A 17,607-nucleotide genomic window follows, 5' to 3' on the forward strand; every position below is an offset into this window, starting at 1 on the left:
GAGGCCATGTGCCGCAACATCACCGAACTGCGTGGCCTGGAACCGGCCGCCACGGCCGAGGAGATCGAGGCCGCCGCGCGTCAGTACATCCGCAAGGTCAGCGGAATCACCCGACCCACCGCCGCCAACGTCGACGCCTTCGAAGCGGCGGTCGCCGAGGTCACGGCCGTCACCGAGAAACTGCTGAGCCAGCTGCCGGCCCGTCGGCAGCCACCCAAGACGGTGCCGCCGCTGCGGCGGCCCGAGGTGCAAGCGAGGTTGGCCGCCAAGTGAATTCGCCCGCGCTCAAGGAGTGGGGCGCGGCGGTGCAGGCCCTGCTCGACGGCCGTCAGACGGTACTGCTGCGCAAGGGCGGCATCGGGGAGAAGCGATTCGAGGTATCGGCGCCGGAGTTCGTGTTCTTCCCGACGGTCGAGCACAGCCACGCGGCACGGGTCCGGCCCGAGTTCAGCGACCTGCTGGACCGGGCGGCGGGGGACAGCACCGATACCGACATCCTGCTGCGCGGCGGCGCGAAAGTCGTTGCCGCCGTGGCGGTAGAGCACCCGGAGCACCTGGACGCCATCGCCGATCTGCACATCTGGACTGCTGAATCCGTACAGAACGACCGGCTGGATTTCCGGCCCCGGCACCGGCTGACGGTGCTGGTGGTGCAGGCGAAACCCCTTGTGGCGCCAATTCGGTTGCCCCGCACCCCCGACTACGCGGGCTGCCGCAGCTGGGTGGACGTGCCCGTCACTCCCGAGTGGGGCCCGTCGGTGTACGACGACGCGTCGCTGGCCGCCATCGCGCAACGGGTGCGTGACTCAGTCGGCTGACAGCGCCACCTTCGGCAGCAGCAGCCGGGACAGTCCGCCCGCGCCGTGATGCACCGTGTGGGTCGCCGGGACCATGCGCTCACCGGAGACGACTGGCTCGCCGGTGCCGAGGTTGCGGTCGTACCGGGGGTGGCAACCGCCCGCGACCATCACTCGCAGCCGGGACCCGGCCGGGATGCGGTGCGCGACGGCGTCGAGCTCGAGCCGCAGTGTCTCAGGCTCACCCAAAGGTGTTGCGAGTCTGCGGAATCCGTCGCTGACGTTGCGGGACTTGCCTTGTGCGTCGACCTCACTGAGCCGGACGAAGATATCCCGGTTCGGGTTGTCGCACGACAGCGCCAGTTCGATCACCGGGTTGCCGATCAGGTACAGGTCCTCGGCCAGCGGTTCACCGGTGAAGTCGACGACGTCGGGCCGCCGGCTCAGCGCGGAATCCTCCTGATAGCCCGCTGCCGACGACAGCAGCCGGCCGCCGAGCGTGGGGGTCGGCGCGGCGGGATCGAACGTGAATCGCGACGGCGGCGCGGTGTCGGCGGGCGCGGTGGCACCGAGGCGATGCGCGGGCTGCAGGTGCAACTCGAGTTCGGTGGCGACCGGTGGCCAGTCCGGCATGGCCAGCCAGCCCTGCCCGTTGACCTCGACCCGCACCGCGGGGCGTTCAGGGGCGGGGGTTTTCTCGGTCAGATGGGTGTCGAGCCAGGCCAGTGATTCGCGCAGCACCATGGCGCCGCCGCGGGTCATCACCTGGCTGTGGGTCCACGACCCGATGGTGACTGCGGTGGGCACGCCACGCTGGTGCAGGTGCTGAAACTGGGCCAGGGTCTGCTCGAGGAACAGGTCCTGCCAGCCGCCGATCAGCAGCACCGGCACGTCGACCTTGTCGAGAGTGTCGGCGAGGGCCATGTTCTCCCAGAACGGATCGGTGCCGTCGGGGTGGCTCAGCCACGATTCGTACCAGGTCGCTCCGGAACCCAGCAGCTGACGTCCGGCGGCGCCGGCCGGCGCGTGGCCGTGGGTGCGGGAGATCAGGCGCGGTGCCCGGAATTGCCGGACCCCGACGGCCAACCGCGCGTCTTCCTGGTGGGCCATCATGTCGCTCCAGCCCAGGAAGTTGTCGAGCGTGAATGCGCCTGTGCCCCAGGTTGATTCGGCGAAGTCATGAGGGCCGACGGTGATGATCGCGGCCTTCAGCTCAGGTGGGGGATCGGTGAGCAGCGCCCACTGGGTGAAGCCCAGGTACGACAACCCCATCGTGGCGAACGACCCGGTGAACCACGGCTGGTCCCGCAGCCAGGCGGCGGTGTCCACGGCGTCGGCGATCTCGTTGACCATCGGTTCGAAGTCGCCGCCGGAGCCGAACGTGCCGCGCACGCTCTGCAGCAGTACGTGGTAGCCGCGGCGGGCGTACGTCGCGCCGAAGACCGGGCCGAACGGGAAGCCGCGGCCGTAGGGGCACCGCACCAGCAGGGTGCCCTTGGCGGTTCCGGTGGGGGCGTAGTGGCTGCCGACCAGGTCGACGCCGTCACGCATCGGGGTGATGACGCGGCTGACGGTGTAGTCCGTCGTCGGAGGCGGGACGTCGAGGACGCGGCTCAGCAACCGGGAGCCGAGACGGGCGATTCGGGAGCTCACGTTTTCGAAGGGTACCGACTTGCTGGGGACCGTGACGGCCGCGATGGTGTCCGACTCTGGCGGCGCGCACCGAAAAATCTGTCAGACCCTCGGAGTAGACCGGACGCAACTGGTGCGGCACATGTCCGCACCCAACGAGCTGGGGGTTGTTCGATGGGCAATCGAGCGAACATTGTTGTCGTGAAAGATCAAGAGTGGCAGTACGTTTACTCGCATTGCGAGGGCTGCCGCATGGTGGACCTACTAATCGGCGGGCCGGACCTGGCCTTGCAATTCCTGGAATCGCTGGGGCGGCGGCAGTCCCACGACTGGTGGACTGATCCGCTGTGGTGCGACGGTGGTGCGGTCTTCGACTTCGATCGGCGGCGGGTTGTCTTCTTCGGTGACAACCTCATGGTGGACATGCCGTTCCGGCGCACCATCCTGGCGGCGCTCGCCGAGCTGTGGCCGGGCTATGAGATCCGCTACGCCTATGACGGCACCGCCGAAATTGGCGGCTACGTCGGGAAGAAGTTTGACCTGCCGCCACTAGATGTCCTCTCTGCGCCAAAGCTGGCGAGATCGCGAAACGCCTTGTGTCACTTGGTTTCCGTCGTTGATGAGGTGGGGGTATTGCGGATGTGGCCGTTGTGGTGGGGCGACAGCAAGGCATGGCACGGGCCGGCACTGCTCGACAAGTTGCCTAGCGAAGGCGTCCAGCAACTGCGCCTCGACAAGATCCCCGAAGGGGGAGTGCACATCGATGTGCCGCGAAATGCGGTCGGGGTATGGAACACCGCCGACGTCATGGGTGTGTTCCGGGCACTGCCGAAATTGTGGAGCGGTTGGCGGACCGAATGCTGGGAGGACCGCTACGAGGAGCAACTCGCCGCGTGTGGGGGCATGCTGCGACTCCCTGCGCTGGAGGACGCAGATTTCGACGAAGTCCTGAATTGGTTGCACCAGAGGGCGTGTGGCACGGACCGCAGCTACGCTGCTGTCCCTCCGAGCGGGGCGCAATGGGCTCGGTTTGCGGCAGCGTACGACCGGGCGCGGCCGCGCCGGGCGAATACGGCATGACCGTCGTGTTGGCTCATTGGTACCATCAAAGAGGTAGAAAGGTACCAATCATGGCCCTGAACATCAAAGACCCGGCCGTCCATGAGGCGGTGAAGGAGATCGCGAGGATCACCGGCGAGTCGCAGGCGCAGGCCGTGGCGGCAGCGGTGAACGACCGACTCCGACGACTGCAAGCCGATGATCTAGCCGAACGCTTGCTGGCGATCGGCCGGGACGCGGCCAGTCGAATGAGTCAGGAAACAATGCTCATCGACCACGGGGAGTTGTTGTATGACGAACTGGGACTTCCCAGATGATCATCGATACGTCATCAATCATCGCCATCCTGCGCGACGAGAACGACGCGGCCGTGTACTCGCGTGCGATCGTGGCCGGTGCGCCCCGAAGGCTCTCGGCCGGAAATTACGTTGAATGCGGCATCATCGTGGACCGGGACCGAGACCCTGTGCTGAGTTCCAAGCTGGACGAGCTACTGGGCACCGCAGGGGTCATCATCGAGCCGGTCACGGAGCGTCAGGCGCTTTTGGCCCGCCAGGCCTATCGCGACTTCGGGAAAGGCAGTGGCCACCCCGCGGGCCTCAACTTCGGTGACTGCTTCGCTTATGCGCTGGCGATCGACCGTCGCGAGCCATTGTTGTGGAAGGGCGATGACTTCGGGCACACGGGTGTCCGATCAGCACTCGAGTCCAGCTAGGTGTGGCTACACACGGCCCGACGTCTCGCGATCAGAATTTGTAGAACGGCACCAGCTGGTTGGCGCGCTGCAGGTTGGTCTGCAGGCAGTCCGGCCGGTCCGGCGACTCGATCGGCGAGTAGAACATCGACTGGTTGATCAGGCCGTAGCTGGTCTTGAAGGTGATCATGCAGGTCACCCACCAGCGGTCATTCCAGTCGGTCGGCTTCATGATCCAGTACTGCGCGGCACGGTGGCCGCCGATGTTCAGCTCGACGGCGTCGGCCGGCAGCGTCTGCTCGTACGTCCGCCAGACAATGGGCTCGACTGCCATTTGGTAGTTACCGGCGTCGTAGTGGCAACGCAGGCCGTCTTCATGGTCGGGCGGGGTGAAGCCAAGGCCCATGGCGTTGATGGCGTCGAGCGGGATCTGATCGCACGGATCGAACGGGCTCGGGTTCGTGGTGGAGATGATGGGCGACTTGATGCTGCTGGTCACGCTCATCGGAGCGGAAGTGGACCGCAGCTCGACGGCGTCGCCGCCGGTGGGCGTCACGGGGTTGGTCTGTGTGACCACCACGCCGGCTATCGCGAGCGCACACAGCGCTGACACCAGACGCAGTTTTCTGGCCATCGCTGCCATGACACCCCTCTTAACTCTGAGCAATACTGCGGGGAGTCTACAAGTCGCCTGGGTCACACCGGACTGGATGGGAGAACCTGTTCTAGTTTCTCCCACTGCGCGGGACGGTTGGCACGACAGCGGGGGTTGCTACCACCCAAGTACCCTGGATTTTTGTGTCGACCCAGCCGACCCTTTGGGCAATCAGTGACCTGCACATCGGGCACACCGGAAACAAGCCGGTCACCGAATCGCTGCACCCGGCCTCGCCGGACGATTGGCTGATCGTCGCCGGCGACGTCGCCGAGCGCACAGACGACATCCGGTGGTCACTGGACCTGCTGCGCAAGCGCTTCGCCAAGGTCATCTGGGTGCCGGGCAACCACGAACTGTGGACCACCGCCAGGGATCCGATGCAGATCTTCGGGAAGTCCCGTTACGACTACCTGGTCGACATGTGTGACCAGATGGGCATCGTCACCCCCGAGCATCCGTTCCCGGTGTGGACCGGCCCGGGCGGCGCGGCGACGATCGTGCCGATGTTCCTGCTGTACGACTACAGCTTCCTGCCGGCCGGCACCGCGACCAAGGCCGAGGGCCTGGCGCTGGCCAAGGAACGCAACGTCGTCGGCACCGACGAGTTCCTGCTCTCGAGCGAGCCCTACGCCACTCGGGACGCGTGGTGCCGGGACCGGCTGAACATCACCCGTAAGAAGCTCGACGACCTGGACTGGATGGAGTCGACGGTTCTGGTCAACCACTTCCCGCTGGTGCGTGAACCTTGCGACGCCATGTTCTATCCGGAGTTCTCGCTGTGGTGCGGCACCACCGCGACCAAGGACTGGCACACCCGCTACAACGCCATCTGCTCGGTGTACGGCCACCTGCACATCCCGCGCACCACCTACTACGACGGGGTGCGGTTCGAGGAAGTCTCCGTCGGTTACCCGCGAGAGTGGCGGCGCCGCAAGCCCTACCGGTGGATGCGCCAAATCCTGCCGGACCCCCAGTACCCACCTGGCTACCTCAACGACTTCGGTGGCCACTTCGAGATCACCCAAGAAATGCGGGAGCACGCACAGAAGATGCAGGACCGAATCAATTCGAGGCGACTGTGATGAGCGCTTGCGCGAAGAACCGGGCGGCACTGTGAGCGACGCCCTGCTGACTCAGGTGCTGCCCGACGTGGTGGCCACTGCCGAGAGGTATTTCGACGCAGTCGATCTCGTGCCGCTGCCCGAGGAGGAGCCGCTGATCGCCCGGTCGGTGGCCAAGCGCCGCAACGAGTTCATCACCGTCCGGCATTGCGCCCGTGAGGCATTGGGCAAGCTCGATGTGGGCCCGGTCCCCATCCTCAAGGGCGAGAAGGGCGAACCGTGCTGGCCCGACGGGATCGTCGGCAGCCTGACGCACTGCGAGGGCTTTCGCGGCGCGGTGGTGGCGCGGTCCACACAGGTGCGGTCTGTCGGCATCGACGCCGAACCGCACGGGGTGCTGCCCAAGGGCGTGCTCGGCGCTGTGGCGTTGCCGGAAGAGCAGAGCGCCATCGGGACGCTGGAGGGCGACCTGCACTGGGACCGAATCCTGTTCTGCGCCAAGGAGGCGACGTACAAGGCCTGGTTCCCGCTGACGCACCGATGGCTGGGATTCGAGGACGCGCACATCACCTTCACGCTGGATTCGACGGGCAGTGCGGGCACGTTCCTGTCCCGGATACTCATCGACCCAGCAGCCGAATCCGGGCCACCGCTGATCGAACTGCCCGGGCGTTTCACCGTGTCGAACGGGCTTGTGCTGACGGCGATCTCGTTGTGAAGGCGTCGAAGCCCGCCCCACCACCCGGCTTGGTGATCGTCGACAAGCCTGCCGGTATGACGAGCCACGACGTCGTCGGCCGGTGCCGGCGGCTGTTCGGCACCCGCAAGGTCGGGCATGCCGGCACGCTCGATCCCATGGCCACCGGTGTCCTGGTGGTGGGCATCGAGCGGGCCACCAAGATCCTGGGCCTGCTGACGGCCACCGACAAGACGTACATCGCGACCATCCGGCTCGGTCAGACCACGTCGACCGAGGACGCCGAAGGTGAAGTGCTGCAGACGGTTTCCGCCGCGCAGGTGACCGACGAGCAGATCGAGGACGCGGTGGCGGCGTTGCGCGGCGAGATCGATCAGGTGCCGTCGGCGGTCAGTGCCATCAAGGTCGACGGCGAGCGGGCGTACAAGCTGGTGCGTGAAGGCAAGGCGCCGGAACTGGCGGCGCGCCGGGTGCGGATCTCTCGGTTCACTGTTGACGCGGTGCGGCGCGTCGAGGAATTCGTCGACGTCGACGTGACCGTGGACTGCTCGTCGGGCACCTACATCCGGGCGCTGGCCCGTGACGTCGGCGCGACGCTCGGTGTCGGCGGGCACCTGACGGCATTGCGGCGCACCAAGGTTGGTCGCTACGGCTTGGACGAAGCGCGAACGTTGGAGCAGCTGACCGACGCCGCCGAATTGAGCTACTCGCTGGATGCGGCTTGCCTGCTGGGGTTCCCGCGCAGGGACCTGACCGACGCCGAGACCGAGGACACGCGCCATGGCCGGGCCCTCGCGCCGGCCGGCATCGAGGGCACCTACGCCGCGACCGCTGCCGATGGCCGCGTGATCGCCCTGTTGGAGGACGGGCCCAAACGCACCAGCAGCGTCGTGGTGCTGCGTCCGGCGACACTGTAACGGCGCATGGCCACCCGTGAGCGCGAGATCACCGAGCCCGTCGACCTGTGCTCGTCGTCGGGCCGACTCAACCCGGATGCCGTGGGTTGGACTCGAACGCCGTTGCACCGCTGCAACTTACGCGGCTGGGGCCGCACCAAGCGGTGGGAGTACTGGTGCGTCACGACGCCGACGCATCTGGTCGCGGTGACCGTCTCCAGCCTCGACTACGTCGGCGTCAACAACATCTACTTTCTCGAATACGGAGGGCGCGAGTTCAACCGCAACAGCGTGCTGCCGCTGGCTCACGGGGTGACATTGCCGACGAGCCTCGGCGACGGCCCGAGCGGCGCGCGCGGCGCGGTAACCATCGATCTCAGCGATGGTCCCGACGGCACCCGAATCCAGTTCTCCTGCAACACTGCTGATGGCCCGCTGACCGGTGACCTGACAGTGGCCCTGCCGCCAGGGCACGAGACGCTCGGGGTCGTCGTGCCGTGGAGCGACCGCAAATTCCAGTACACCGCCAAGCACACCGCGCGACCGGCGACGGGCACGGTGCGCCTCGGGGAACAGAACTACGACTTCACGGGAGGCTGGGGCGTCCTCGACCACGGCCGGGGCCGCTGGCCGGCGCTGGTCCGATGGAACTGGGGCGCGGCGTCCGGCCACACCGACGGCCACGTCGTCGGCCTGCAACTGGGCGGCAAGTGGACGGTCGGCACGGGCATGACCGAGAACGCCCTCTGCGTCGACGGCCGACTCACCAAGATCGGCACGGAGCTGGACTGGACCTACGGCGACTACCTCGCGCCGTGGTCGATTCGCACACCCGGCTCCGATGAGGTGGACCTGGTCTTCACGCCGTTCCACGACCGCAATCCGTCACCCGGCACCCATCAGTGCTTCGGCCACTACGACGGACGCATTCGCACCGACGATGGACGGACCGTGGCGGTCCAGCACCTACTGGGCTGGGCCGAGCAGGTCAGCCTGGTGTGGTGAGGCGCTGTCCGACGTAACGTCGGGCGGGCGATTTACATACCGATTGGAACGGTATGTCTCCAGATTTCGCAATGTGACGACGTACCATGCAACGGTGGTGACAGCAGGTGTGGACGGGCGGGCCAGGCGGCGTACGCAGGCCGAGCGCACCGCCGCCATGCGAACTCGGCTGCTGGATGCCACGGTCGAATGCCTGGTCACCTACGGTTACTCCGGAACCACGACGCAGAAGGTTGCCGAGATCGCCGGTGTCACGCGCGGCGCCCAGGTCCACCATTTCCGCTCGAAGGAAGACCTGGTGGCGGCTGCAGTCGAGCACCTGGCCGAGCAGCGGGTCCAGGCCGCGGTCCGCGATCTCGGGCGGACGGCGGCCAAACCCGATCCGGTGTCGACGATGCTGGACTATCTCTGGGAATCGCACCAGGGGCCGATTCTTGTTGCGACGCTCGAACTCTGGGTGGCAGCGCGCACCGACCCGGTGCTGGCCGAGCATGTCGAGCGGGTCGAACCCATCGTCACCGGTGCGCTGATCGGCGCGCTGGCGCAGCTGATTCCGGATCGCGCCGCGCAAAAAGACCTGCGCGACCTGGCGTTCACCGCCATGGATGCACTGCGCGGAATTCTCCTGTTGAGCTTTGTGGACCGGGATACGAAATTGGCCAAGAAGCGCTGGAACCGGGTGTGTAAGCAGCTTCGTGGCATGTTTGTCGAAGCCCTCGACGGCAATCCCATCAACGCCGAAATCTCTTCCTGACCAGTCTTTTTCGGGTCGTTACGGGCAATTGATCAGTCCTGACTCAACTGGGTTTTGGCTACCCTCTTGTTAAGATACAAACAGGTTGGTATGTTTCTGGCATCGCACAGAAAGAGAGGGTTCATGCCCAACAAGGTGTACGTGATCGGCGTCGGGATGACGAAGTTCGAGAAGCCCGGCGCTCGTACCAACGCGGACGGATCGGCGTGGGATTACCCGGACATGGCCCGCGAGTCGGGCTCAAAGGCGTTGCAGGATGCGGGGATCGACTACCGCGAAGTCCAGGAGGCGTACGTCGGCTATGTCTACGGCGAGTCGACGTCAGGGCAGCGGGCGGTCTACGAGCTCGGTATGACGGGCATCCCGGTGGTCAACGTCAACAACAACTGTTCGACCGGCTCCACCGCGCTGTATCTCGCCGCACGGGCGGTGCGCAGTGGCCTGGCGGACTGCGCGCTCGCGCTCGGGTTCGAGAAGATGCAGCCGGGCTCGCTGGGCGCGACGTATGACGATCGCGAGCAGCCGATGGCCAAGCACTTCCTGGCTTTGGCCGAGATCTCGGAGGTGCTGTTTCCGCCGGCGCCATGGATGTTCGGTGCGGCCGGCCGCGAGCACATGAAGCAATTCGGTTCCACCGCTGAGCATTTCGCCAAGATCGGCTACAAGAACCACAAGCATTCGGTGAACAACCCGTATGCGCAGTTCCAGGACGAGTATTCCCTGGACGACATCCTCGGCGCGCGGATGATCTACGACCCGCTGACCAAGTTGCAGTGCTCGCCGACGTCGGACGGCTCCGGCGCGGCGATCCTGGCCAGCGAGGCGTTCGTCGACAGGCACGGGCTGGCCGATCGTGCGGTGGAAATCGTCGGGCAGGTGCTGACCACCGATTTCGAGAACAGCTTCGATGGCACGTGCAAGGCGCTGATCGGCCATCACATGAATGTCGCTGCTGCCCAGCAGGTTTACGAACAGTCGGGACTCGGTGCCGAAGACTTCCAGGTCATCGAATTGCACGACTGCTTCAGTGCCAACGAGCTGCTGTTGTACGAAGCGCTGGGCCTGTGCGGCGAAGGTGAAGCCGCGAAACTGATCGACAACGGCGACACCACCTATGGCGGACGCTGGGTGGTCAACCCGTCCGGCGGGCTCATCTCCAAAGGACATCCACTGGGCGCCACCGGCCTGGCGCAATGTGCCGAACTGACCTGGCAGCTGCGCGGCACCGCCGACAAGCGTCAGGTGGAAAACGTCACCGCAGCCCTGCAGCACAACATCGGCCTGGGTGGGGCCGCCGTCGTCACCGCCTACCAGCGCGCCGAACGCTGAACCGAACCGTCAACGAACACAACACAACCGATCAACAGGAACAAGGAGTACAACCATGGGACACATCGAAGCCACCAAGACCCTGTCGGCCTCGCCGGAAGCAATCTGGGCGATCGTCTCGGACCTCTCCACTTGGGACAAGTGGTTCACCGTCCACGAGAAGTGGCTGAGCGACGTGCCGCCCACGATCACGCCCGGTACTGCGTTGACCGCAAAGATCGTCATGCTGGGCATGGCCAACAAGATCGAATGGAAGATCGAGAAGATGGATGCGCCCACCACCTTCGCGTTGTCCGGCACCGGCATGGCGGGAGTGAAGGCACTCTTCGAGTTCACCGTCGCACCGTCGGGTGAGGGTTCGGAGTTCACCGTGGCCGGGGACTTCGAAGGCGCGCTGGTCAAGGGTGCACTGGCCAAGGCGGTGGAGAAGGACGGCGCCAAGCAACTCGACAAGACTCTCGAGCAGCTCGACGCGCTGGCCGCGGCGGCGGTCTGAAATGGCCGACGAGGAACTGGTTTTCGATGACGCCGGGCTCAACAAGTGGACCGACGACGACCACTTCGAGGTCACCCGGGAGCACCTGATCGACTATGCGAAGGCCACCAACGATCCGATCCCGGCGCACCTTGCCGGCGATGTGGCCCCGCCGATCTTCGCGATCGTGCCGGTGTTCGAATCCTTGCTGACCCCGACGGTCGATGTGGCACCGGTGGAGTTGATTCCCCGGGTGGTGCACGGGGAGCAGGACTTTCACTTCCACCGGCCGATCTATCCCGGTGACAAGCTGGTGTCGCGCGGCATGATGCTCGGTTACGAAGGACTCGAGAACGGCACGCGCGCATCGGTCTACCTGGAATGCCGGACCGACGACGGTGACCTCGTCAACGAGCAGTACGTGACCTGCTTCTTCCGTGGGTTCAATGCCGGCAAGAAGATCGGCGAATTGGGTCCGAGCCACAAGTTCGACACCGCACTGCGCGACGAGCCCCCGTTGGCCAAGGTCGTCCAGCACGTCGATGTCGACCAGACGTTCCGTTACTCACCGGCATCGGGGGATCCGATGCCGATCCACCTCGATGAGGAGGTGGCCAAGGATGCCGGGTTGCCGGGCATCATCGCCCACGGCCTGTGCACCATGGCCTTCACGTCGTGGGCCTTGCTGACCGAGGTCGGCGGAGAAGACGTCAACCGGCTCAAGAGATTTGCCGTCCGGTTCTCCAAGATGGTGTTTCCCGGCGATGACCTGGAGACCCGAATCTGGCAGGCCGGCCGCGGCAGCCACACGACGAGATATGCGTTCGAGACCGTCCGAAACGGCAGTGCCGGTGAGGAATTCGCCATCACCGACGGCCTGGCCGTATTCGCCGACTAATTGAGTTGAAAGGACTTCAGACATGGGAGCTTTGGCAGGACGGATCGCCGTCATCACCGGCGCGGGGCGCGGCATCGGCCGCGAGCATGCGCTGCTGTTCGCTCGGGAGGGTGCCAGCGTGGTCGTCAACGACCTCGGTGGCAGCAACACCGGCGAGGGGGCAGACGCGGGGCCGGCGCAAGAGGTCGTCGACGAGATTGTTGCCGCCGGCGGCAAGGCCGTCGCGAATACCGACAACATCGCCACCTGGGATGGGGCAGCGGCCCTGATCGAACAGGCAGTCAGTGAGTTCGGCGGTCTGGACGTGGTGGTGAACAATGCCGGGATCTTGCGTGATGGTTTCATCCCGACGATGGATGAATCCCAATGGGACGCCGTGGTTTCGGTTCATCTCAAAGGCCACTTCTCGGTGCTCCGGCACGCCGCGGCGTACTGGAAGGCGCAGAGCAAGGCCGGCAACCAGCCGAACGCCGCGGTGATCAACACGGCATCGGGATCGGGCCTCACCGTCCCGAACGCCGGGCAGGTGAACTACGGTGCGGCCAAGGCCGGCATCGCGGCGATGACCTTGGTCGCCGCCGAGGAGCTGGAACGCTATGGCGTGCGAGCCAACGCTATTGCACCGATCGCCCGGACCCGGCTCACCTTGGCCACCCCCGGCATGGGCGCCCTGATGGCGGAGCCCGACGACGGCGAGGTCGACCTGTTCAGCCCGGCGAACATCTCGCCGCTGGTGGCCTACCTGGCAACGGAGAAGTGCCCGCTGACCGGCAAGGTCTTCGCAGTGCAGGGCGGTGCGATCTCCGAGCTCGGTGGCTGGCACGACCTGACAACCATCGAGACCGACGGTTTGTGGGAGATCGACGACATCGCGGGGAGGCTGTCGTGATCGAGTGGTCCGAATCCGACGAGCTCATTCGCGAGAGCGTCCGCGAGTTCATCGACAAGTACCTCGAGCCACATCGCGACGGCCTGGAGCGCGGCGAGGTGTCGCCGTATCCGATCGCCCGAAAGTTGTTCAGCGAGTTCGGTCTTGACGCGGTGGCTGCCGAGGCCATCAAGACCATGCTGGAGAAGGAAAGGGCCAAAGCGGCTGCTCTCGCCGCGGGCGAGCCGAAGCCGGAGAAGGGCGAGCGGTCGTCGGGCGGCATGGGCGATCTCGGTGGTCAGATTTCGATGGCCGCCGTGCTGGTGTCCGAACTGGCCGGCGTCAGCATCGGGCTGCTGAGCACCCTCGGCGTCAGCCTCGGCCTGGGTGCGGCCACCATCGCCAGCCGCGGCACGCTGGCACAGAAGGAGCGGTGGCTGCCCGAGCTGGTAACCCTCGAGAAGATCGCGTGCTGGGCCATCACCGAACCCGACGCGGGTTCGGATGCCTTCGGCGGCATGAAGACCTACGTCAAACGTGACGGTGCCGACTACATCCTCAACGGCCAGAAGACCTTCATCACCAACGGCCCCGACGCTGACGTGTTGATCGTCTACGCCAAGTTGGATGAAGGTCATCCCGATGCGGATCGCCGGAACCGCAAAGTACTCACCTTCGTGCTCGAAGCCGGGATGCCGGGCCTCACACAGGGCAAGGCCTTCAAGAAGATGGGCATGATGTCCTCGCCGACGGGTGAGCTGTTCTTCGACAACGTGCGCATCACGCCGGACCGATTGCTCGGTGAGACCGAAGATCACGGTGGCGGGGACGGTCGCGAAAGCGCCCGCGCGAACTTCGCCGCCGAGCGGCTGGGAGTGGCGCTGATGGCGCTGGGCATCATCAACGAATGTCACCGGCGTTGCCTCGACTACGCCAAGACCCGCACGCTGTGGGGCCAGAACATCGGCCAGTTCCAATTGATCCAGCTCAAGCTGGCCAAGATGGAGATCGCGCGAATCAACGTGCAGAACATGGTGTTCCAGACGCTGGAGAAGGTGCAGGCCGGAAAGATCCCATCGCTGTCCGAGGCGTCCGCGGTGAAGCTGTATTCCTCAGAGGTCGCGACCGACGTGGCCATGGACGCGGTGCAGTTGTTCGGCGGCAACGGCTACATGGCCGAATACCGGGTGGAACAACTCGCTCGGGACGCCAAGTCGCTGATGATCTATGCCGGCAGCAATGAGGTCCAAGTGACCCACATCGCGAAGGGACTCCTCGCCGGATGATCGCCGAGACCCGGGCTACCTACAACGGCGTGGAAACCCGGGTGTTGTCGGTATCGGGCGACGGGATTCCCGTGGTCCTGCTACACGGCTACGCCGACAGCGCCGATACCTGGCGTGAGGTGCTCACGCGACTGGAGGCCATGGGACGCAATGCCTTTGCGGTCGATCTGCCCGGCTTCGGCCGGGCAGATCGGCGCCGTCCCGGTCCATTGCTGCCGCAGTTCGACGCCTTTGCCGACGCGCTGCTCGCCGAGCACGGACCGGTAATCCTGGTGGGAAACTCGCTTGGCTCGGCGACCGCGGTGCGCGCAGCTACCCGCCATCCCGAATCGGTCACCGGGCTGGTGGCGCTGGACGATCCGCTCAACGCTCGTCATTGGCTGGCCCGCCTCGTCAGGTCGCGGGATATCCCAGTCCGCTTCTGGCGCGGCGTGGGCTGTATTCCTATGCCTGACAACGTGTTACGTTGGGTCGCGCGGCAAGGGGTCACCCGGTTGCTCTACGGCCGCCGGACAACCGCCGACCCGCTGGTGCTGGAGCAGTGGACGGACGCCATCGAGAGTCAGGCCGCGGTGGCCTCGCTTGGCCGCTACGCCTTCCAATACGCACGGGAAACCCGGGGCGGGCATCGTGGCGTCAGCGTCGGCTGCCCCACCACAGTGGTGCACGGCGCCCGCGACCGGATCATTCCGGTGGATTCGAGTCGTATTCTGCATCAACAAATTCCAGGAAGTGAGCTGATCGTGCTGCCTAGATCCGGTCATTGCCCGCAACTCGACGATCCCGACGCGGTGGCCCAGATCGTGGTCAAGATCGGAGCGACAGCGTGATGTCGTCTATAAGGCAGTTGCGTGATGTGGTTGAGGCCGCAATCGTGTTGCATCGCCGGGGATTGGTGGACATCTGTCGGCCACTGGACGCGATATCGGCTTCCCGGGGCTTGCGCCGTTACGGATCGTTCGGCGGGTTGGTGGGGCACGTCGCGGCGCGTTACGGCGATGCGGCCGCACTCACCGACGAGGACGGGACGTTGAGCTTCGCCGAGCTGGAAGCGCTGTCCAACGCGCTGGCGCGGGGGCTCTCGGACCGGGGGATCGGCGCGGGTTCGGTGATCGGCCTGCTCGTGCGCAACCACCGCGCGCTGCTCCTGGCGCTCTTCGCGACCGGAAAAGTCGGCGCCCGAGTCGTATTGCTCAATACCGGTTTCGCGGCGCCGCAACTCGCCGACGTGTGCCGTCGGGAGAACGTCACCGCGGTCATCGCCGATGACGAGTTCACCGAACTGATCGACGTGCTGCCGTTCGAGGTCGACCGCATCGTCGGCTGGTCCGGCGTCCGTGGACTGGCGGTTGGCCGGTCGACGGCGGCGTTGCCCGCGCCGGCCTCGGTCGGCGGCATGGTGCTGCTCACCAGCGGCACCACGGGCACGCCGAAGGGTGCGCCACGCGCCAAGGTCAGCCCGCTGCAGTCCGCGCAACTGCTGGACCGGATCCCGTGGCCGTCCCGTGGTGCCTACTACGTCGCGGCGCCGATGTTCCATGCCACTGGATTGGCCACCTGCTCTTTGGGTTTGGCGCTCGGCAACCGCGTCGTGCTCGCGCGGCGATTCGATCCGGAGGCGACGCTCGCGGCAATCGAACGGCACCGCGTGAGTGCACTCATCGTCGTCCCCACAATGCTCACCCGGATCCTGGACCTCGGTCCGGAGATCCTGGCGCGCTATGACACGTCGTCGTTGCGCGTCGTGTTCGCCGCGGGATCGGCGCTGTCGCCGGACCTGTGCCGGCGCACGATGGACGCCTTCGGGGAGGTGCTCTACAACCTCTACGGTTCGACGGAGGTCGCCGTCGCGGCCGTCGCCACGCCGCGCGAATTACGAAGCGCGCCAGGTACTGTGGGCCGACCGCCAGTGGGCTGCACCCTAGCCGCATACGACGAACAGCGGCGCAGGATCACCGAACCCGGTCGTAGCGGAACGCTTTTCGTCTCCAGCGGACTGAGTTTCGCCGGTTACACCGACGGCGGTCACAAGGAGTCCGTCGACGGATTGCTGTCATCGGGGGACACCGGCCACTTCGACGAGAACGGATTGTGGTTCGTCGACGGCCGCGACGACGACATGATCGTCTCCGGTGGCGAGAACGTCTTCCCGCTGGAGGTCGAGAATCTGCTCGCCGGCCATCCCGCGGTGGTCGAGACCTCGGTGGTCGGCGTGGACGACACGGAATTCGGAAAGCGGTTGTGCGCGTTCGTGGTACGCCGCCCCGGCGCCGAACTCGACGTCGACGAGGTCAAGGGCTATGTCCGTGCCGAGCTGGCCCGGCACAAAGTGCCGCGCGACGTCGTCTTCGTCGACACCCTGCCCCGCAATGAGACCGGCAAGGTGCTCAAGGCCCAATTGCAACGTGAGCGGTCATGACGGCCGGCCCGCTCGCCGGCATCCGGGTCCTCGAACTGGCGGGCCTGGCGCCCGTGCCATTTGCCGGAATGATGTTGGCCGACCTCGGTGCGGACGTGGTCCGGATCGACCCGGTCAGCGGGGCCAGGCCCACTCCGCCTCCGGGCCCACTCGACCGTGGCAAGGCCTGCCTTGAGGTCGACCTCAAGGACCCGTCCGGTCGCCAGTTGGTGTACGAACTGGCGGGCAAGGCCGATGTATTCATGGAGGGTTTTCGCCCGGGTGTGGCGGAACGCCTCGGTGTCGGGCCGGATGAATTGCGCACGGCCAATGGCCGACTCATCTACGGACGCCTCACCGGGTGGGGACAGGACGGGCCGCTGGCGCCACGCGTCGGCCACGACATCAACTACATCGCACTGAGTGGGGCCTTGCATGTCATCGGCAGGCAGGGCGAGTCACCCGTGCCACCGGCCAACCTGGTGGGCGATTTCGCGGGCGGCGGAATGCTCTTGGTCGTCGGTGTGCTGGCCGCGCTCGCCGAACGGGAGCGAAGCGGAACCGGCCAGATCGTCGATGCGGCAATGGTCGACGGTGCGAGCCTGCTGATGACATTCATCCACGGGCTGTACGAGGCGCAGATGTGGAATCCGCAGCGGGGGACGAACATCGTCGATGGCGGCGCCGCCTATTACGACACGTACAAGACTGCAGACGACGAGTATGTGGCGGTTGGCGCTGTCGAGCCCGCATTCTTCGAAAACCTCACCGCCACAATGGGCCTGGACGATGCGGATATCGATTTCCAGCTCCATCCGGGTTCCTGGCCGCAGTGGCGGGGGGCGCTGGCGGAGAAGTTCGCCACCAAGACCCGTGATGAATGGGCGGAGGTGTTCGCCGACGTCGATGCGTGCGTCGCACCGGTGCTGTCGCCATGGGAGGCCCACCGGCATCCGCACCACATCGCCAGGGAAGCGTTCATCGAGGTCGACGGTGTGCGTCAGCCGGCGCCGGCGCCACGGTTCAGCCGGACGCGGCCCGACACGCCGGCGCCGCTCGAGGTTCTTTCGATGGCAGATGCACGAAACCGATGGTGAGGG

At 65.9% G+C, this 17,607-nt stretch carries 20 protein-coding genes; 18 read left to right on the forward strand and 2 right to left on the reverse strand.

The window, feature by feature from the left end:
- The first annotated feature begins 6 nt into the window (after positions 1-6).
- Together AC1U2B_RS02380 and AC1U2B_RS02385 are read left to right on the forward strand one after the other, a co-directional pair.
- Complete coding sequence (locus AC1U2B_RS02380) at positions 7-273, forward strand: DUF2277 domain-containing protein (RefSeq protein ID WP_418002273.1); 267 nt, start codon at positions 7-9, stop codon at positions 271-273.
- Positions 270-818 carry a DUF1802 family protein gene (locus AC1U2B_RS02385; protein ID WP_480215526.1) on the forward strand — a complete coding sequence of 183 codons (549 nt, stop codon included), beginning with the start codon at positions 270-272 and terminating at the stop codon, positions 816-818. Before AC1U2B_RS02380 ends, AC1U2B_RS02385 begins: the two co-directional genes overlap by 4 nt.
- On the opposite strand, the gene AC1U2B_RS02390 is transcribed toward AC1U2B_RS02385, so the two are convergent.
- The gene (locus AC1U2B_RS02390; RefSeq protein ID WP_480215527.1) at positions 807-2,450 is read right to left on the reverse strand and encodes a CocE/NonD family hydrolase; all 1,644 of its coding nucleotides are present in this window, start codon (positions 2,448-2,450) and stop codon (positions 807-809) included. The two genes, AC1U2B_RS02385 and AC1U2B_RS02390, sit on opposite strands and share 12 nt — an antisense overlap.
- A gap of 153 nt (positions 2,451-2,603) precedes the next feature.
- Between AC1U2B_RS02390 and AC1U2B_RS02395 the strand changes: the two genes are divergently transcribed.
- The 3 genes from AC1U2B_RS02395 to AC1U2B_RS02405 are packed head-to-tail and all read left to right on the forward strand — an operon-like array spanning position 2,604 to position 4,203.
- Complete coding sequence (locus AC1U2B_RS02395; protein ID WP_480215528.1) at positions 2,604-3,509, forward strand: hypothetical protein; 906 nt, start codon at positions 2,604-2,606, stop codon at positions 3,507-3,509.
- A 50-nt stretch (positions 3,510-3,559) separates the two neighbouring features.
- Positions 3,560-3,805 (forward strand): type II toxin-antitoxin system VapB family antitoxin, encoded by a 246-nt coding sequence (locus tag AC1U2B_RS02400; RefSeq protein WP_480215529.1) that lies wholly within the window; start codon positions 3,560-3,562, stop codon positions 3,803-3,805.
- On the forward strand, positions 3,802-4,203 hold the full coding sequence (locus AC1U2B_RS02405) for a type II toxin-antitoxin system VapC family toxin (protein WP_480215530.1): 402 nt from the start codon (positions 3,802-3,804) through the stop codon (positions 4,201-4,203). Before AC1U2B_RS02400 ends, AC1U2B_RS02405 begins: the two co-directional genes overlap by 4 nt.
- Before the next feature lie 31 nt (positions 4,204-4,234).
- On the opposite strand, the gene AC1U2B_RS02410 is transcribed toward AC1U2B_RS02405, so the two are convergent.
- Positions 4,235-4,816, reverse strand: coding sequence for a DUF3558 domain-containing protein (locus AC1U2B_RS02410; protein WP_480215531.1), 582 nt, complete (start codon positions 4,814-4,816; stop codon positions 4,235-4,237).
- Positions 4,817-4,980: 164 nt separating this feature from the next.
- On the opposite strand from AC1U2B_RS02410, the gene AC1U2B_RS02415 reads away from it, so the two are divergent.
- From AC1U2B_RS02415 to AC1U2B_RS02475, 13 genes are all read left to right on the forward strand, one after another.
- Positions 4,981-5,922: an ACP phosphodiesterase PptH gene (locus AC1U2B_RS02415; protein ID WP_043393728.1), complete on the forward strand. Its 942-nt coding sequence runs from the start codon at positions 4,981-4,983 to the stop codon at positions 5,920-5,922.
- A 31-nt stretch (positions 5,923-5,953) separates the two neighbouring features.
- Positions 5,954-6,619 (forward strand): 4'-phosphopantetheinyl transferase PptT, encoded by a 666-nt coding sequence (pptT, locus tag AC1U2B_RS02420; protein WP_480215747.1) that lies wholly within the window; start codon positions 5,954-5,956, stop codon positions 6,617-6,619.
- Positions 6,616-7,515, forward strand: a complete 900-nt coding sequence (gene truB / locus AC1U2B_RS02425; protein WP_480215532.1) for a tRNA pseudouridine(55) synthase TruB — start codon at positions 6,616-6,618, stop codon at positions 7,513-7,515. Before pptT ends, truB begins: the two co-directional genes overlap by 4 nt.
- A 6-nt stretch (positions 7,516-7,521) precedes the next feature.
- Entirely contained in the window at positions 7,522-8,499 is a 978-nt protein-coding gene (locus tag AC1U2B_RS02430) for a DUF2804 domain-containing protein (protein ID WP_480215533.1), read from the forward strand.
- Positions 8,500-8,596: 97 nt separating this feature from the next.
- Entirely contained in the window at positions 8,597-9,253 is a 657-nt protein-coding gene (locus tag AC1U2B_RS02435; RefSeq protein ID WP_480215748.1) for a TetR/AcrR family transcriptional regulator, read from the forward strand.
- A 123-nt stretch (positions 9,254-9,376) separates the two neighbouring features.
- Entirely contained in the window at positions 9,377-10,582 is a 1,206-nt protein-coding gene (locus AC1U2B_RS02440) for a lipid-transfer protein (RefSeq protein WP_480215534.1), read from the forward strand.
- 55 nt (positions 10,583-10,637) lie between these two features.
- A complete protein-coding gene (locus AC1U2B_RS02445) occupies positions 10,638-11,078 on the forward strand; it encodes a type II toxin-antitoxin system Rv0910 family toxin (RefSeq protein ID WP_480215535.1) in 441 nt (146 codons plus the stop codon).
- 1 nt (position 11,079) lies between these two features.
- Positions 11,080-11,955: a MaoC/PaaZ C-terminal domain-containing protein gene (locus AC1U2B_RS02450; RefSeq protein ID WP_480215536.1), complete on the forward strand. Its 876-nt coding sequence runs from the start codon at positions 11,080-11,082 to the stop codon at positions 11,953-11,955.
- Between the two features lie 22 nt (positions 11,956-11,977).
- A complete protein-coding gene (locus tag AC1U2B_RS02455; protein ID WP_480215537.1) occupies positions 11,978-12,844 on the forward strand; it encodes an SDR family oxidoreductase in 867 nt (288 codons plus the stop codon).
- Positions 12,841-14,109, forward strand: a complete 1,269-nt coding sequence (locus tag AC1U2B_RS02460) for an acyl-CoA dehydrogenase family protein (protein WP_480215538.1) — start codon at positions 12,841-12,843, stop codon at positions 14,107-14,109. The genes AC1U2B_RS02455 and AC1U2B_RS02460 overlap by 4 nt, the downstream gene beginning before the upstream one ends.
- Positions 14,106-14,939, forward strand: a complete 834-nt coding sequence (locus AC1U2B_RS02465; RefSeq protein WP_480215539.1) for an alpha/beta fold hydrolase — start codon at positions 14,106-14,108, stop codon at positions 14,937-14,939. The genes AC1U2B_RS02460 and AC1U2B_RS02465 overlap by 4 nt, the downstream gene beginning before the upstream one ends.
- The gene (locus AC1U2B_RS02470) at positions 14,939-16,528 is read left to right on the forward strand and encodes an acyl-CoA synthetase (RefSeq protein WP_480215540.1); all 1,590 of its coding nucleotides are present in this window, start codon (positions 14,939-14,941) and stop codon (positions 16,526-16,528) included. The genes AC1U2B_RS02465 and AC1U2B_RS02470 overlap by 1 nt, the downstream gene beginning before the upstream one ends.
- On the forward strand, positions 16,525-17,604 hold the full coding sequence (locus AC1U2B_RS02475) for a CaiB/BaiF CoA transferase family protein (RefSeq protein ID WP_480215541.1): 1,080 nt from the start codon (positions 16,525-16,527) through the stop codon (positions 17,602-17,604). Before AC1U2B_RS02470 ends, AC1U2B_RS02475 begins: the two co-directional genes overlap by 4 nt.
- The last annotated feature ends 3 nt before the right edge of the window (positions 17,605-17,607 follow it).

The organism is Mycolicibacterium sp. P4_G11 (genome assembly GCF_056555145.1).

Coding starts and splice junctions, on each gene's coding strand:
- AC1U2B_RS02455 (WP_480215537.1), top strand. CDS start 11,978: ATGGGAGCTTTGGCAGGACGGATCGCCGTCATCACCGGCGCGGGGCGC.
- AC1U2B_RS02410 (WP_480215531.1), bottom strand. CDS start 4,816: ATGGCCAGAAAACTGCGTCTGGTGTCAGCGCTGTGTGCGCTCGCGATA.
- AC1U2B_RS02380 (WP_418002273.1), top strand. CDS start 7: ATGTGCCGCAACATCACCGAACTGCGTGGCCTGGAACCGGCCGCCACG.
- AC1U2B_RS02470 (WP_480215540.1), top strand. CDS start 14,939: ATGTCGTCTATAAGGCAGTTGCGTGATGTGGTTGAGGCCGCAATCGTG.
- AC1U2B_RS02465 (WP_480215539.1), top strand. CDS start 14,106: ATGATCGCCGAGACCCGGGCTACCTACAACGGCGTGGAAACCCGGGTG.
- AC1U2B_RS02400 (WP_480215529.1), top strand. CDS start 3,560: ATGGCCCTGAACATCAAAGACCCGGCCGTCCATGAGGCGGTGAAGGAG.
- AC1U2B_RS02445 (WP_480215535.1), top strand. CDS start 10,638: ATGGGACACATCGAAGCCACCAAGACCCTGTCGGCCTCGCCGGAAGCA.
- AC1U2B_RS02395 (WP_480215528.1), top strand. CDS start 2,604: ATGGGCAATCGAGCGAACATTGTTGTCGTGAAAGATCAAGAGTGGCAG.
- AC1U2B_RS02440 (WP_480215534.1), top strand. CDS start 9,377: ATGCCCAACAAGGTGTACGTGATCGGCGTCGGGATGACGAAGTTCGAG.
- AC1U2B_RS02450 (WP_480215536.1), top strand. CDS start 11,080: ATGGCCGACGAGGAACTGGTTTTCGATGACGCCGGGCTCAACAAGTGG.
- AC1U2B_RS02475 (WP_480215541.1), top strand. CDS start 16,525: ATGACGGCCGGCCCGCTCGCCGGCATCCGGGTCCTCGAACTGGCGGGC.
- AC1U2B_RS02405 (WP_480215530.1), top strand. CDS start 3,802: ATGATCATCGATACGTCATCAATCATCGCCATCCTGCGCGACGAGAAC.
- AC1U2B_RS02430 (WP_480215533.1), top strand. CDS start 7,522: ATGGCCACCCGTGAGCGCGAGATCACCGAGCCCGTCGACCTGTGCTCG.